Annotated in this window: 18 protein-coding genes; 6 read left to right on the forward strand and 12 right to left on the reverse strand. The window is 52.0% G+C overall.

The window, feature by feature from the left end; genetic code table 11:
• Positions 1-189 precede the first annotated feature (189 nt).
• Genes BBD41_RS13410 through BBD41_RS13425 form a run of 4 tightly spaced genes read left to right on the forward strand, consistent with a single transcriptional unit; the run spans position 190 to position 3,632 of the window.
• A complete protein-coding gene (locus BBD41_RS13410) occupies positions 190-1,116 on the forward strand; it encodes an ABC transporter ATP-binding protein (RefSeq protein ID WP_099477890.1) in 927 nt (308 codons plus the stop codon).
• Between the two features lies 1 nt (position 1,117).
• Complete coding sequence (locus BBD41_RS13415; protein ID WP_099477891.1) at positions 1,118-1,864, forward strand: ABC transporter permease; 747 nt, start codon at positions 1,118-1,120, stop codon at positions 1,862-1,864.
• A 21-nt stretch (positions 1,865-1,885) separates the two neighbouring features.
• The gene (locus tag BBD41_RS13420) at positions 1,886-3,100 is read left to right on the forward strand and encodes a sensor histidine kinase (RefSeq protein WP_099477892.1); all 1,215 of its coding nucleotides are present in this window, start codon (positions 1,886-1,888) and stop codon (positions 3,098-3,100) included.
• Positions 3,027-3,632, forward strand: coding sequence for a response regulator transcription factor (locus BBD41_RS13425; protein ID WP_077570538.1), 606 nt, complete (start codon positions 3,027-3,029; stop codon positions 3,630-3,632). The genes BBD41_RS13420 and BBD41_RS13425 overlap by 74 nt, the downstream gene beginning before the upstream one ends.
• A gap of 96 nt (positions 3,633-3,728) precedes the next feature.
• Here the strand turns inward: BBD41_RS13425 and BBD41_RS13430 are convergent, their stop codons facing one another.
• From BBD41_RS13430 to BBD41_RS13475, 11 genes are all read right to left on the reverse strand, one after another.
• On the reverse strand, positions 3,729-5,306 hold the full coding sequence (locus BBD41_RS13430; RefSeq protein ID WP_099477893.1) for an ABC transporter ATP-binding protein: 1,578 nt from the start codon (positions 5,304-5,306) through the stop codon (positions 3,729-3,731).
• On the reverse strand, positions 5,194-5,436 hold the full coding sequence (locus tag BBD41_RS29910; RefSeq protein ID WP_162292778.1) for a hypothetical protein: 243 nt from the start codon (positions 5,434-5,436) through the stop codon (positions 5,194-5,196). Before BBD41_RS29910 ends, BBD41_RS13430 begins: the two co-directional genes overlap by 113 nt.
• Complete coding sequence (locus BBD41_RS13435) at positions 5,433-7,172, reverse strand: ABC transporter ATP-binding protein (protein WP_077570542.1); 1,740 nt, start codon at positions 7,170-7,172, stop codon at positions 5,433-5,435. The genes BBD41_RS29910 and BBD41_RS13435 overlap by 4 nt, the downstream gene beginning before the upstream one ends.
• 199 nt (positions 7,173-7,371) lie before the next feature.
• Positions 7,372-7,551 carry a hypothetical protein gene (locus BBD41_RS13440; protein ID WP_077570544.1) on the reverse strand — a complete coding sequence of 60 codons (180 nt, stop codon included), beginning with the start codon at positions 7,549-7,551 and terminating at the stop codon, positions 7,372-7,374.
• 209 nt (positions 7,552-7,760) lie between these two features.
• A complete protein-coding gene (locus BBD41_RS13445) occupies positions 7,761-8,510 on the reverse strand; it encodes a DUF3891 family protein (RefSeq protein ID WP_099477894.1) in 750 nt (249 codons plus the stop codon).
• Positions 8,511-8,538: 28 nt separating this feature from the next.
• Positions 8,539-8,742 carry a DUF4177 domain-containing protein gene (locus tag BBD41_RS13450; protein ID WP_007132987.1) on the reverse strand — a complete coding sequence of 68 codons (204 nt, stop codon included), beginning with the start codon at positions 8,740-8,742 and terminating at the stop codon, positions 8,539-8,541.
• 297 nt (positions 8,743-9,039) lie between these two features.
• Positions 9,040-10,167, reverse strand: a complete 1,128-nt coding sequence (locus BBD41_RS13455) for a VanZ family protein (protein ID WP_077570547.1) — start codon at positions 10,165-10,167, stop codon at positions 9,040-9,042.
• 153 nt (positions 10,168-10,320) lie between these two features.
• Positions 10,321-10,728, reverse strand: coding sequence for a hypothetical protein (locus BBD41_RS13460; RefSeq protein ID WP_077570549.1), 408 nt, complete (start codon positions 10,726-10,728; stop codon positions 10,321-10,323).
• A gap of 241 nt (positions 10,729-10,969) precedes the next feature.
• Positions 10,970-11,734 (reverse strand): HAD family hydrolase, encoded by a 765-nt coding sequence (locus BBD41_RS13465; protein WP_223260665.1) that lies wholly within the window; start codon positions 11,732-11,734, stop codon positions 10,970-10,972.
• Between the two features lie 62 nt (positions 11,735-11,796).
• Complete coding sequence (locus tag BBD41_RS13470) at positions 11,797-12,297, reverse strand: GNAT family N-acetyltransferase (protein ID WP_223260666.1); 501 nt, start codon at positions 12,295-12,297, stop codon at positions 11,797-11,799.
• A 314-nt stretch (positions 12,298-12,611) separates the two neighbouring features.
• On the reverse strand, positions 12,612-12,953 hold the full coding sequence (locus BBD41_RS13475) for a DUF2642 domain-containing protein (protein ID WP_077570551.1): 342 nt from the start codon (positions 12,951-12,953) through the stop codon (positions 12,612-12,614).
• A gap of 305 nt (positions 12,954-13,258) precedes the next feature.
• Between BBD41_RS13475 and BBD41_RS13480 the strand changes: the two genes are divergently transcribed.
• Positions 13,259-13,711 carry a GNAT family N-acetyltransferase gene (locus BBD41_RS13480; RefSeq protein ID WP_077570553.1) on the forward strand — a complete coding sequence of 151 codons (453 nt, stop codon included), beginning with the start codon at positions 13,259-13,261 and terminating at the stop codon, positions 13,709-13,711.
• Between the two features lie 91 nt (positions 13,712-13,802).
• Positions 13,803-14,285 carry a spore coat protein gene (locus BBD41_RS13485; protein ID WP_077570555.1) on the forward strand — a complete coding sequence of 161 codons (483 nt, stop codon included), beginning with the start codon at positions 13,803-13,805 and terminating at the stop codon, positions 14,283-14,285.
• Positions 14,286-14,584: 299 nt separating this feature from the next.
• On the opposite strand, the gene trxB is transcribed toward BBD41_RS13485, so the two are convergent.
• Positions 14,585-15,538, reverse strand: coding sequence for a thioredoxin-disulfide reductase (gene trxB, locus BBD41_RS13490; protein WP_007132977.1), 954 nt, complete (start codon positions 15,536-15,538; stop codon positions 14,585-14,587).
• Between the last annotated feature and the right edge of the window lie 52 nt (positions 15,539-15,590).

A 15,590-nucleotide genomic window follows, 5' to 3' on the forward strand; every position in this document is an offset into this window, starting at 1 on the left:
CACCCCTGCGGTCAAGAGAAGACAAGGGGATAGAAATCCCTTATAGGCCGTACAAAGTCGGCTTCCCCAAGGTGCTCGGGACATGACAAAAGTCATTTCAAACCGGTGACATCCTTTACTAACGGGCCTCTCCCGCTCCCGATATCATGGAATCATGATCACGATAACGAAAGCGGGGGTGCGTAACCTATGAAACAACAGCTAAGCGGCGAGCCGGTTGCCGAGCTGAAGCAGGTAACGAAAACGTTCGGAAGCAAGAAAGCCGTCAACCGGGTCTCCTTAAAGATTGAGCGAGGATCCATTACGGCCATTCTTGGGCCTAACGGCGCGGGCAAATCGACCGCAATCTCCATGATGCTGGGCCTCAAGGACGCAAGCGAAGGCGAGGTCCTTCTCTTCGGCCAGAGCCCGAAGGATCTCAAAGTGCGGGAAAAGATCGGGGCCATGCTCCAAGAGGTGAGCGTCATGGACGGCCTGCGGACGCGGGAGATCATCAATCTGATCCGCAGCTATTACCCGAATCCGATGACGCTCGGGGAAATCGCAGCGCTCAGCGGGCTCACTCCGGAGGAACTTGGCAAATGGGCGGTGAAAATGTCCGGCGGCCAGAAGCGCAAGCTCAGCTTTGCGCTGGCTATTGCCGGCAACCCCGAGCTGCTGTTCTTCGACGAGCCGACGGTAGGTCTCGATACATCCGCCCGCCGGCTGTTCTGGCAGACGGTCCGGGGCCTCCAGGCCCAAGGCAAGACCATTTTGTTCACCACGCATTATCTGCAGGAGGCTGACGATATAGCCGACCGCATCGTCCTCTTTCACGAGGGCCAGGTCGCGGCGGACGGTACGCCCGAAGCGATCAAATCCAAGCTTACCCGGCGCACGGTTTCCTTCATCGCGGATGCGGACGGCCACCAGGTGATCCGGCTGCTTCACGAGGTGCCGGGCATAACGGATGTCTACGAGCAAGACGGGCGGCTCATCGCCGTCACGAACAACACGGACACCGCCCTTGCGGCACTGTTCCGGGCCGGTCTCGCCGTTCGCGATATCCGGATCGATCAGGGCAGTCTGGATGAAGCATTCGATCAGTTAACGATGAGTCAAGGGGAGGCGGGTTAACATGAAAAATTTGAAGCTGGTTGCGATTCAATGCCGGATGGAGCTGCTGCGGATGATCCGCAATCCGTACTATATATTCTGGTCTTTGGCCATGCCGATCTTGTTTTATTTCATCTTCACCCGTATCGTGGATACCGGCGCAGCCGAGGCCGGGCAGTGGCAGGCTCATTATCTCATGTCGATGACCTCCTTCAGCGTGATGGGCACGGCCATTATGTCGCTTGGCATCCGGCTCGTTCAGGAGCGGGTGCAGGGATGGTCGATCTACATGCGGGTAACGCCGCTCCCGGGCAGCGTCTATTTCTTCGGCAAAATGTTCGTGCAGGCGATCATGCACCTGCTCTGTATCGTTGTCATTTTCACTGCCGGTTACCTTATCAACGGCGTATCGCTCTCCTTCTGGCAGTGGCTGTTCAGCGGATTGTGGATTCTGATCGCCTCCGTTCCCTTCCTGGCGCTCGGCACGCTAATCGGGGCCATGAAGCGCGTCGACACCGCCAGCGGCGTCAGCAACGGCATTTATCTGGCGCTGGCCGTAACCGGCGGCATGTGGTTTCCGATCGAAGCCATGCCAAGCTTCATGCAAGCGGTCGGCAAGTGGATGCCTTCCTACCATTTCGGCGGCGGGGCATGGGCCATTACGCGCGGCGAGGCGCCGGGCTGGGATCACATCCTCATTTTGGCGGGATATTTGCTCGTATTTATGATACTATCCACCTATATTCGGAAAAAACAACAAGCCGATTAAGGGGATGAGTGTGATGGATGTATGAGAGGATTCAGGTTTGAGGTGTTTCCTCGCCACATGGGATTCTTCCCCTATCTGTGGCTGGTGTATGTAATATTGCCGATCTACAACATGTTCAAATTCGATTCGTGGAAAATGGGCATCGGCTTCTTCTTGATCGCTGTATTCCTCGTTACGTACCGCCAGCTGTATTTTGAAGTAGAGAAGCGACCCTTTATGTACTGGCTGCTGGCCCAGCTTGCCGTCATCTTCATCTTGTCCACCTGGTATCACCCTACCTTTATGTATATGGGCTTCTTCTCCGCCAACTTCATCGGCTGGTACATTGATGATCGCCGATTCAAAACGGCTATGCTGATCTTCTTCCTTGTCGAAGCGATCCCGCTGGCGATCTATGCACCGGCGCTCGAAACCGCCGATCTCTTGGTCATCATTCCGTTCTTCTTGATCATGCTGCTGTCGCCGCTTGGCTTCCGTTCTCTGAGCAGACGTCAGAAGCTGGAACAGGAGCTCGCGAAAGCCAATGAGCAAATCCACAATTTGATTAAAGGCGAAGAACGGATGCGCATCGCACGGGATCTTCATGATACGCTTGGCCACACGCTGTCGCTCATCACGCTCAAGAGCCAGCTCGTAGAGAAGCTGGTCACGAAGGATCCGGTCAAGGCCCAGGCGGAAGCCCGCGAAATCCAGAATACGTCCCGAGCAGCCTTGCGCCAGGTGCGCGAGCTTGTCGCGGAAATGCGGACAGCCACGCTCCCCGAAGAAATCCGGGATGCACGCATGATTCTGGAAAGCGCCGGGATTGAGCTGGTCTGCGAAGGGAACGAGCGGCTGGAGGGCATCCCTGATCTGGCTCACAACATTTTCAGCCTCTGCCTGCGCGAATCCGTAACCAATGTGGTGAAGCACAGTAAGGCCAGTCAATGCCGGATTCGGATGGAAACGCTGGAGAATGAGTGGCGGATGATCGTCGCCGATAACGGGGTGGGTATCCCGAACGGCGATCAGCGTCCCGCTGAGGGGAGCGGCCTGAAAGGGATGGCGGAGAGGCTGTCCTTGATCGGAGGGACGATCGAAGCCCGTTCTAGCGAAGGCACGGTCATTACCATCCGCGTACCGATCGTCATCAAGAATGAGAGTCGGAAGGAGGACGAGACACATGAGCATCCGAGTGGTGATCGCCGAGGATCAGCGCATGCTTCGAGGCGCACTGGCTTCTTTGCTAGATTTTGAAGAAGATATCGATGTAGTCGGGCAGGCGGGCAACGGAGATGAAGCTCTGTCTTTGATTGCAGCCCATCGTCCCGATATTTGCCTGCTGGATATCGAGATGCCGGTGCGCAGCGGCCTGGAGGTTGCTGAGGAGATCAAGCGCCTCGGCTGCGAATGCCGGGTCATCATTCTGACCACCTTCGCAAGACCGGGCTATTTCGAGCGGGCGGTCCAAGCCGGCGTTCAGGGATACTTGCTGAAGGATGAGCCGAGCGAGCGGCTGGCGGAAGCGATCCGCCGCGTCATGGACGGCCGCCGGGAGGTTTCGCCCGAGCTTGTGTTCGGAACGATGCGGGATGCGAACCCGCTTACGGAACGGGAACGGGAGGTGCTCCGCCTGGCTGCCGGAGGAAGCAGCTCGAGCGAGATTGCGGCCAAGCTGCATCTGTCCTACGGCACGGTCCGGAACTACATGTCTGAAATCCTAAGCAAGCTAGGGGCGAAGAATCGTATTGAGGCGATTACGACCGCGGAGGAAAAGGGATGGATCTGACAGGGACCTGCCGGTCTGCGTGGGGTCCTCGGGTTGATCTGTGCTCCTCAATAGGCCTTGCAGCGTGAAGTTTCCGTCCCCGGCTCCCGGTACGGCCTAAACAGCCGACAACTCTTTGGTTAGACCTGCATAGCGGCCATCCAGGGATAGCAGCTTGTCATGGTTGCCACTTTCAACGACGCTTCCTCCATCAAGGAACACGATTATATCCGCATTCTCAATTGTAGAAAGCCTATGGGCAATGACAATGGTTGTCTTCCCTTTACGAACTTGATCGATGTTATACATTACGCGTCGTTCCGTCTCCATATCTAAAGCCGAGGTTGCTTCATCTAAAATAAGAATTTCCGGATTAGCCAGCAAGGCCCGTGCAATTGCAATTCGCTGGCGTTGTCCGCCGGAGAGGTTTTGTCCTCTTTCACCTAGCTCCGTATCATAACCCAGAGGCAGTGTTTCTATAAAATCATGGATCTCAGCAGCCTGGCATGCCGCGATCATCTCCTCTTCCGTAAATGAGCGGCCGAGCAGAATATTATTACGAATGGAATCCGTAAATAAAAAAGGCTCTTGTGCTGCAACACTAATGCAGTTGTTCCATTCGGTTCTTTTAATCCTTGTTAGTGGCATCTCATTGACTAGAATTTCGCCAATCTGCGGTTGATAGAACCGGTTTAATAACTGAACGATCGAAGATTTTCCACTACCGCTTGGTCCCACCAAGGCAATCTTCTTCCCCACCGGGATATGGAGCTCCAAATTTCGCAGAACATAGGGCTGATCCTCACTATAGCTGAAGGATACTTTAGAAAAATGGATGGACGATACCGGTCCGTTTAATTCATAGACGCCTGGGTCGATTTGTTCCAGCTGCAGAACGTTAGCGGCTAATCGATCGACATTCGCCTTCTTACTGCTGTAGTCCTGAAGAAGTCCATAGACATCCCTGGTCGTTTCCATTAACTGCGTTGAAAATGTATATAAAATGACAAACATGCCAAGCGTCATGTCTCCTTCTAAGACCCTGTAGCCGCCATAAGCGAGCGTAATAATCGTAACCCCTGTTCGAAGTGGATCACTGAGAAGCATAAACTTGTTTTGGGCTTTCCCCTCTTTTATCACACGAGCAAACATCGTCTGGAATGCCTCAAGATATCGTTTCATCTCCCATTTGCTGCGATCAAATGCAATAACTTCGCGAGAGGAAGATACTCCTTCTTCAATGATAACCTGAAGATCCGCTCTGCTGTCCTGTACGGATCTTGATAGAGACGACATCCTTGTCATCATACGTTTACCTAAAGTTATGTAGACAAAGGTAATTCCTAGGACGATTGCCAACAAAAACGGATCTCCAATCCCTACGATGCATAGGAGCAAAATGATCCTCACGATCTGATTAACGGTGTTTGGGATATAGTTTGAGATTACCCCTGATACATTGGGCATATCGTTTGTAAAATAATTGGTCAGTTTACTCACGCGCTCATTTTGCAGATCCCGAATAGGCATGCTTTGAATGCAGCGGAGAATGTCGTTCATAAGATGATGTTGAATTCGATGATCAACCGACAGCCGGTATTGCGAAACGACGACATTCAGGAAATTGAACGCGACAAAGGTATAACAGAATGATGGGAAGGAACAAATGATATTTCCCGTGCATGAACAGATCATCGATGATAAATTTCTGCGCTGCGGTCATCAGCATGCCGGCAGCATTCTCAACCATCATTAACATAATAATACCTAGCAAAGACCACTTCATTGGCTTGGCATACCGCATCAAAATTGCTGCTGCGTTCATTCCTTCACCCCGGCTATTAACTTTTTGAATCCTGGGCTGTGTGCTAGCAATTCTTCGTAGCTGCCTTGGTCCATCACCCTGCCTTGCTCAACGATCAGGATACGGTCATAATTCTGTACCGTGCTCAGCCGGTGCGCGACAGTGACGGTTGTCCTTCCTTTGAGAAGCTCTTCAAAAGCCCGTTGTACCTCACGTTCACTTGAGTTATCCAAAGCAGAGGTTGCCTCATCCAGCAAAACGATGGACGGGCTTTTAAGAAACACCCGGGCAATTGCGATTCGCTGCTTCTGCCCTCCTGATAGCTTAACACCACGTTCGCCAACGATGGTATCATATCCATTTGGCAGCGCTTCAATAAAATCATGGGCATAGGCAGCACGCGCCGCTGCGTAGATCTGTGCTTCCTCTGCATCCGGGTTGCCAAACTGGATATTCTCCCGAATCGTCCCGCCGAATAAATAGGTTTCTTGAAAGACCATTCCGACTTGATCTCTCATGACATGCAGGGGGATATCTTTGATATCATAGCCATCGATCGTCAATGAGCCCTGTTCAATATCATAAAACCGTGCGATCAGCTTTAATATCGTTGTTTTCCCATGACCGCTCGTGCCGACCAAAGCAACCCGCTGCCCCGGATGGACTTGAAAGGAAAGGTTATGTACAACAGGCTTATCCTTGTCGTATCCAAATGAGACATGCTTAACCTCAATATTTCCCTTTAGCTGAGACACTTGGGCAGTTCCGTTATCAGCGACTTCCGGCTCCATTTTCATAAATTCGTATAGATTTCTGGCTTGATTCATAAGTATTTTCTGCTCGGTATATAATTTCACTACACTAGTCAGTTCGTTCATTACCCGAAAACAGTAGAATGACATTGCTACAAATTCACCTACGCTGAAAGCCCCGTTCTTTACTGCCCATATCCCAAAGACAAATAGGGAGAGCAATCCTAAATTAATGGATACAAATTTCAATGCAGTTCGGATTCCGGAGTATAATGCGAAACGATACCGAGCACGATTCAGCACAAATAAACCGCTATTCATATTTCCTAAATGCCATTGCTCGGCACCATAAGCACGCAACTCAGCCATTCCCGATAACCCGTTATGGAGCTTTTGCGTATAATTCGTTTGCTCATTGCGGAATTCGATTCCGGCCGAAACGGCTTTACGTTCAAAATAGGGGCCGAACACATAGTAGATCAATGTGAAGGACATCGCTAACAAGCTAATTTTCCAATTTGTTGCAAACATAAACACAGATGCTATAAGCAGTAACAGTACTTCTTTCACCATTTTCGGTATATAGTGGCTGTAGACCCGCTGTACATTTGCAACGTCCACTTGAAATAAAGCAAGCGTTTTACCTGCAGGAACTTGTTCGTGATAGGAAAAACCCAAATACCTTAGCTGTTTGAAAATAGCAAGCTGGATCGACTTGGAGCCATGCTCTGTAATAACACGCCCGAGAATATTTCTCGCTGCACTCAAACCAAACATTATGCCTGTTAGAAGAACTAGAATGCCAAGCAGCCACACGAGATCGCTTGCCCTTTGTTCGGGTAATATCTCATCGATAAAAAGCTGTACCACCTTGGGGAATAACAATTCAATAGTTGTCGCGATCATGCTGCATCCGATGAACACGGCAACTTTCCACTTGTGGAAGCGTAAAAAAGAAAGCGTCCAAAGATATAGAGTAATGTCACTTACTTCATTTCTTTTCAAGTTCGCATCTCCTCGGTTAAACGTCCTGACCTATCCTGCGTGTGGAATGTTTAACTGGACTCCATCATTTTCATGAAGTGAATATTTTCACATTTAAAATCGTTGTCTGTGAAATGCATTGTTGTCGCCAAGTCCATTTCGGGGGCATGAAGCCCCCGTTAACGTATGCTGTTCATACTCGGCATCGGGTGCTCTGCGCCTACGATTTGTTTTTTAAATGCAGGACGATATTGCCAACCCCGCCGAGCGCGAACAGCAGCGACACGAGGCCGAATCCCCACTTCCACGAGCTGCGGTCGGTGATAATCACCACGACCAAAAAGGCTACTGCCGCTAAAAAATTCAACATGGCTACGATCAAAAACTCTTTTTTCTTCATCCTTCAACCTCAACAATCTGACGGAATTTTTCCCATGGCTTCCAACCGGATCATACCATATTCCATAAGAAAAACGTCTCTCGACGTACTCTTATAGAAGACAAAACGCGTTTAGCGGCCCGTTTATTTTGCGAATCAGGCAGCAGATCCTCCGAAGTGTTACTGTCTGGATATCTCCAAAAAATTCGTTTAGTCCTGCGCACTTGCGATTACGGAACGAAGAGGACCTTTTGCTCGCTCCATGGGGCATGCTCGAATGCCTTCGCGATTCCTTCTTGTTTAATCTGCGCCTTCAGAACGTGCTTATTCTTCAGCACGGCCGGCCACTCCCGCTCGAACAGAAACGGTGTTAGCCTGATCTCTTCCCGGCCCAGCCATTCAGCCGCCACCCGGCGTCCATCCACCGACATATCAAAGCCGTCCCTGAACCACGGATGCTCCTCTTCCTTGGGCGCCCCGGGAGCGTTCATGCATACATAGAGCGAGAGGTCATCGCACAGCTGCAGCAAGGCAAACTGCCGCTTGATCGTCTCCTCGTCGGGAAAAGGATGCCGACTCTTCAGCCTCTTCTGGCGCTCCAGCTCCGCATGATAAAATTCCACGAAGGGCGCTTCGGTCGCATTTTTCATAAACGACGCATAATGAAGGCTGCATAAATACCCTGCGTAAGGGCTCATCGCTTCCGTTTCGTCAACTCCCTTTGCGTACATCAGCAATTTCGGCAATGTCGGATAATCGACAAAAGTAAAGGGCACCAAGGCCGCGTCATTCCAGATGGGCGTATCATCCATTGGCAGCCAGGCCCGGTCATGCTCGGCGATCGCCAGCAGCACTTCTTCCACTACCGATTCATCCAGGAACAGCTCTTTCCGGAACCCTCGGGCTATGTCCCCGGAGAACCGGCCATGAACGTCCTGAGTCGTCATTACAAACGCATCTTCCGTCTCCCGAATGATCACAGGATCAACTCCCTCTTTCCTTTGGTCACTACTCGAGATATGCTTTTCGCTTCAGCACGGCAATAATATCATTGGACTGGCCCTGATACATGCTTGTATCGAAGCACGACACCAATTCCCAACCGTCGATGCCGTAGCTGTTCAGCAAATCCTCGAATTCCTCCTCATCCACCTTGCCTCCGAGAAATCCCCGGGTCTTAAATTTCAAAGTTTTATACTCCCATTTATCCATGAAACGTCACTCCTGTTTGTTGTTCTTCAGACTTCCATCAGATCCGCTTTGACATGTGCGGTGCGCGAGTGCGGATCTCTCGCTTGTATGCGAGAATTCACCGTGGTGCTGTTCACCTTATGTTATCATACAATGGATCGTTTTTGATGAATTTTCCAAGAGGAGATGCGGCTTTGAAGATATTCCGCAGATCATTCCGATTGACCGGCATAATTATAAAAGCCGGTGTCTAGGCTTACGCTTCAACACCGGCCACACTTTTCTTCATCTGTCCCTTAAGGGGAAAGAAGTAACCAATCACATCGTATTCCCGCCGCTTCGCTCCGCCGCAGGCTGTCTGTTCTCCGCGATCACCTGCCTCGTTCCGCTCTTCGCCTCATGCAGCATCGTCCGTTCATGGTTGAAAAGACATAACACGAGATGAACCATAACAACCCCGTCGATCAGCAGCATTCCCATGACATACAAGGCATACAGAAAGCCCGAGCCCGGGAAGCTCAACGTTATCAGCAGTGCATGAATACCGCCCCACACGACGTACAGCAGCCCATTCCGGACAATAATCTCCTTCAGCTTCAGATGCTCGCCCTGCCCTTGGATGCGAATCCGTACGATCCATTTGCCAACCGTCTGCCCCTCCAGCATATACGGCATCACGATATAGTACAGAATAACAATGATAAAATACGCGGCCTTCACGTTCAGCACCACGGACATAATCCCGATGACCGGCAGCGTAATCATCGCATCGATGCCAAAAGCGATCGCCCTTCGTGTATAGCTGACCCGCTTCTTGGACAGATCCACCTTCTCATCCAGCCGGTCCATCCGCGGCAGATGGCTCTTCATCCAGTCGGCCAGCACGAAGCCGATCATCCCGCCGAGCGTGTTGGTCAGCAGGTCATCTACATCAAACAGCCGGTAAGGGTGATCATAGAAGCCGTAGATCCCGGTTACCTGGGTTACCTCAAAGAACAAGGACAGCGCAAATGAAGCCATCAGGCACGTTCGCCATTTCACCCGGGCATAATAACGGAGGAACATGCCGAAGGGCACGACCAGCAGGATATTGAACACCACCTGCAGAAAGGCCCGTTCCTTAATCAGGTGGACATACGTCCCAGGCTCGGACAGAACCACCCGGGTTTCCTTCACGATATCGTGAATAAAATTAAACGGAATCAACTGGATAACCGAGGACACGTCCATCGGTGCATTATGCCGAGACGCCGGCAGCGGGAGCAGCACCAGGTACACCGCATTGAGGAGATAGAGCAGGAACAGATACAGAAGAAACCCGCGAAATTTATTGAAATAGCCGTACTTGCGGTATTGCACGATCAGAAACGGGACCGCACACAGCAAGGCCGCTATGGGAAAAGTCAAAAATGCATAGGATATCGGGAACAAATACGCCTCCAGCACGCCCCGTTCACTCCCTTCATGATGTTTTCTATTTATAGTTTACAAGGCCCAGGTTAAAACGCGGGAGCGCCTTCGTTTAAAAAAGGGTTAAATCCATCGGCTTGTGCCTTCTCCTTGTTGGGGATGGACGGATCTTGGACAAGCACATAGACCTTACCGTTTACGGGGAATTCTGCCGAAGCCGAGTGAGGGTGGAAGAGTCAGCAGGAACTGTTCGCGCCCACTCTCCCAGTCTATGGCGAGGGTCAGTTCCTTACCAGGATCCATCATATCGAGCAAAGAACCGTAGTCCAAGGTAGAGAGGGTTTCTTTCATGACGGCATAGTCCGTCCCCGCAACGATCTCGCCTTCCGAGAAGCGTCCGTTTCGATCCTCCAGCCGGTAGGTAATTCTGCCGCTGCCTAGCGGCGCCTTCCCGACATACTGAAGCTTTAATTTCCCGCCAAGCTCATCCTGAAATATAGTCTGCTTCGCATTAACCTTATCCTTGTGCGTAACGGTATATTCCGCCTTCCACGCCGCGCCTTTGCCGGCAAACCGCATCGTTTTCGTTCGATTCATGCCGCACCTTCTTTTAACCTTGTAATCAGTACGTAGCTATAACGCAGTTCCTGGGTAAAAGGTTTGACATTGTCGTGGCGAAATTCTCCAAACCTGCGCTTACCGAGCCCGACTCCTTTAGCCAAAAAAACAAGCGTCTCACGGTTAGCCCCGGGACGCTTGTTTTAGCTTGTTGTAAGCTTTCAAGCTCAGAAGCAGCAGGATTCGGCGAACACTGTCTATGTATGGTATTCTCGTTGCCTCACGCCCTTGCCTCCTCCTTATTACGGCCTTGCAGCACCTGCTGAGCCTCATCCAAGGTGGTACAGATGTAATCGGGCTCGATCCCTTCCGCTTGCGGTTTACCCAGCCGGTTGAGCCACATCGCTGCAATGCCCAGACTTTGGGCACCCTGGACGTCGCTCGTTAAGGAATCGCCGATATGGATCACGTCATCTGCTTTTAACCGATACTGCATAAGTGCCTTCCGGAATAGCTCCGGCCTGGGCTTATACGCTCGTACATCCTCGCTTGTAAGGATTCCTTGTGCGTGAATGCCGTGATAGGAAACGGCGTACTCAATATCGGATCGGTCAATATTCGACAAGATATACACGGGCGTTCCGGTTCGCCGGAGCGAATCCAGAAAAGGCTTCGTATCCGGATACAGCCTCGGCCTCGTCCAATGCTCGAATTGAAGCCCGATGATTTCCTCTGCCCTCGCGACTGATCCGAAGTGCCTGATTGTCTCGGCGAGTGACTCTAAGCCAATGGTCCGCTGGAGTTTAAAGCCTTCCCCGTGACTGCTGCGGAATATGCGCGAAAACTCGCTCCACCAGTATCGTCCGATCTCTTGATTCGTGCATTCAATCGAAGCACTCTCCCGAATCCGTTCGCAGATCAAAAGAATGATATCGTCATCTTCATGAACCAGCGTACCGTAAAAATCAAGAAATACCGCGCGGTACTTCACTTGACAGCTTCCCTCCTCTCCCATGAGCTTTCCGACCTCAGATTCCTGAAGCAAGCCCGATGCCGCCTCTTCCTTCGGTGACCTTTATGAGACGGAGCCAACCACTAGTTCTCAATTTACACGATATCTGCCACCATTGTAATGGATGTGCCGAATACGCCAACCTCTTGAAACCCAAAACGCCTATATAACTTCACCGCTGCCGTATTCTCCGGCGCTACACTTAGGGATAATCGGGAGATGCCTCTGGCTTTCGCCCCTTGAAACAACGCCGTCATAAGCACCGTTCCGATCCCTTGCCCCCTGCTCTCCGGCAGCAAGGCCATCCCAAGCTCCGGAATTTCGTCGCTGACGTAGCCGAACCCTTTGTTCGCTTCGTCAAAATACCGCAGGGTAATCGAGCCAATCGGCTTTCCTTCCCCGTTGGTCGCGATATAGCCCAGATCGCCCTCACGGCCCCAGCCTGCCACATACTTCTTCATGAAGGGTTCGTTTAAAATGTCCCTGCTAAAGGATTCGCCCCCGTCAGGCACGTACAGGGATTCGTACAGCATGTCCCATAGGAAGGGCTCATCCTGTGCTGTCGCCACTCGAATGTTATACGAATTCATGGTCATGAAAAGTCCTCCTCTCTTGTTAGCCCATGCTTTCGTCCGGAATCTACAAAAAGCCGGCTGAAGTATCACCGGATGCACTTCCCGCCTATCGTCGGTTCAGATCGAATAGCTTAGAGCATCGATATCCGACGTAATCCTACTCATGTTAGATCCTGCCATCGAGTGTAAACCAGTCCAGGTCTGACATGATACAAAGGCGTCTCCAATAGACGCCTTCCGGATCCTGTATACATATTGGCGGTTTATACCGCCCGATCCTGCTGCTGCGGCGGTAAAAATCAATTATAGCCAAACTAAGATGACGCAAGGCTCCTCTAATAGGGAACCCCTTCAAAATACACCACCTGTGCCAACCGAATATGCAGCGCTTTGTTATCCCCGACGGTGAGCTGGATATGGTCTGCGGCGATCCCGGAGAGGATGCCCTCGACTTTTCCCGCTGTCGTTACAACGGTCATTTTTGTCCCTTTATGCTTAAGCAGATGTTCCATAAACATTGGCTCTACGAACGTTACGTAGTTGACATGCTGCGGAACGGCCGGTGTTCGCGTTGCATGCGGTGCATGGTACGCAGCAGCCGGGGGCGGTGCAGAATAGAAGCTGCTTGGCGGGTATCCGGCCGGGGGCAGATATCCGTAATATCCATTGTTGTTCAAGCCCAAGTCCTCCCTTGTCACAAATCATCCTACACCTTATGTATGAGCGAATCCGGACCGCTATGTTAAACCTGCGGTATTTTTTAGAGGGAATGCGCTCTGGTACGAGCGTTAACGCCTTTCGAGATTGGGCACGATCCAGCCGGTCCAGCGCTTTGCCGGATTTCCCTCTCGCACAAGAAGCCCCGAGGCAGGCCGCTGCTTCCATGAGAAGCGTGTGCGAGCCCTTTTTTGTGGTAAAATAGCAAGCAAAAGTACATACATTTCGAAATATTTGAAATATGAACATGAAAGGAGAAGACGCTATGAACATCCGACGGCTTGTTCCTGGCGAACCGCCTCCCATGGAGCTGCTGCTGCTGGCAGACCCTTCAAAGCGCCTAGTAGAGGACTATATCCATCGGGGCCATTGCTATGTCGGCGAAGTCGATTCCGCAGTCATCGGCGTATATGTTCTGCTGCCTACGCGGCCCGACACCGTTGAACTCGTCAATGTAGCCGTAGCAGAAGAGCGGCATGGCCAAGGCTTCGGCAAGCAGCTGGTCAACCATGCGGTGGCTCAGGCCAAAGAGCTCGGATTTGCCACCATTGAGGTCGGTACAGGAAGCACCGGTGTCGCCCAGCTCGCATTGTACCAAAAATGCGGCTTCCGCATGACGGCGATCGACCGGGATTTTTTCGTCCGGCACTATGAAGAGGAGATTTACGAGAACGGGATGCTGCTGCGGGATATGGTACGGCTGTCCCAGGATTTATAAACTCCCGAAAACGCCGGCAGGATAGGCACCTTCCTCCCCGTGATTGAATAGGCTATCACATATTTAATCACATGGAGGAGACAAGAAGAATATGAAGCATAATCCCAAGCATCTGGCGTGGCATGAGACGCTCGAGATGCATGAATTAACCGCCTTCCAAGCAAACAACCTGATCGGGTTCAAGATGGCGCTCGGCGATATCCAAGACCCGCAGCTGCACAGCCTGTATACCGAAGCGATTCAAGGCGTGGAGAACAACCTGAAGGAACTGCTGCATTACTTCCCTGAAGCCCCTGTCGGCACCCGCAAGCTGACCGAAGCAGATTTGACCGCCTATTATGCCGGCCGCCTGCTCATTTTCGCCAAAACGTCGGTCCGCAACTATGCGATCGCCATTACCGAAACCGCGACGCCAAGCCTTCGCGAGACGCTGCAGAAGCAGCTGAACAAAGCGATCGAGCTGCACGGGAAGGTGTTCTACTTTATGTACGAACGGGGCTTGTACCCATCCTACAACCTGAAGCAGCTGCTTTCGAACGACGTCAAGAACGCCAATAAAGCGATCAGCTTGTAATTGGAGCTCCGGCCTGCCCGGCTCTACTCTACCCTGCCTGGCCCGGACCCCTTCTCCGCCGCCTTTCACCGGACATAGGAAATGCGGCGGTTTACGGGTTACGTTAAGATCCAACTGCAAAACTGCAAGTTTGTTCAGGCAATGACTTACGGATGGATCCACAAGTTTGAGATCCGCATCATGCACAACAAAGCCCCCGGCTTTCGGCAGCCCCGGACATGTCGACTTGTCGTCTACATCCGTAAGGCGCTGTAAGCTCGGGGGCTTCTTCGCACTTCCTGCTGTTTGAACATTTTCTATTAGGGGTTGAGCGTTTCGCTCCAGTCATGGACCATATGGCCTTCGAGGAATTTCTCGCAGTCCATCGCAGCCATACAGCCGGTGCCAGCAGCGGTTATCGCTTGACGATACCGGGTATCCTGCACGTCGCCGCAGGCGAATACGCCGGGAATATTCGTCTCGGTCGTACCTGGCTTAACCAGGATATAGCCGGTCGGGTCTGTTGTAATCTGACCGCCGAGGAAGCCGGTATTCGGCGTATGGCCGATTGCCACGAACACGCCTTCGGCTTCGATCAGCTCTTCTTCACCGGTCTCATTGTTTCTTACCTTTAGACCCTTCACACCCGTTTCGCTGGTCACGACTTCAAGCGGGGTACGATCCAGCGCCCATTCGATCTTCTGGTTCTCCCGGGCGCGATCCTGCATAATCTTCGAAGCGCGCAGCTCCGTACGGCGATGAACCACCGTAACGCTGGAAGCAAAGCGCGTCAGGAAGCTCGCTTCCTCCATCGCGGAGTCGCCGCCGCCGATGACGATGATCTTCTTGCCGCGGAAGAAGAAGCCGTCGCAAGTCGCGCAGGTGCTCACCCCGCGCCCTACATTCTCCTGCTCGCCCGGAATGCCCAGATATTTGGCGGATGCGCCGGTGGATATAATGACCGACTCTGCCAGAAGCTGACCCATTCCTTCAACGTTCACCTTGAACGGCCGCTCGGAGAAATCAACGGACTCCACCCAAGCGCTCTTGAATTCCGCTCCGAAGCGCTCCGCCTGCTGGCGCATATTGTCCATCAGCTCAGGGCCCATGATTCCTTGCGGGAATCCCGGGAAGTTCTCGACTTCGGTCGTCGTTGTCAGCTGCCCGCCGGGCTGCATGCCCTCGATGACGAGCGGCTTCAAGTTGGCGCGTGCCAAGTAGATGGCTGCCGTCAATCCGGCAGGCCCGGTTCCGATTACGATGGATTTATACATAGATACAGCCTCCTAGTATATAGGGTGATTGATGCTTCTACATCCTATTCAT

It is taken from the genome of Paenibacillus ihbetae (assembly GCF_002741055.1).
GTDB lineage: Bacteria > Bacillota > Bacilli > Paenibacillales > Paenibacillaceae > Paenibacillus_AQ > Paenibacillus_AQ ihbetae.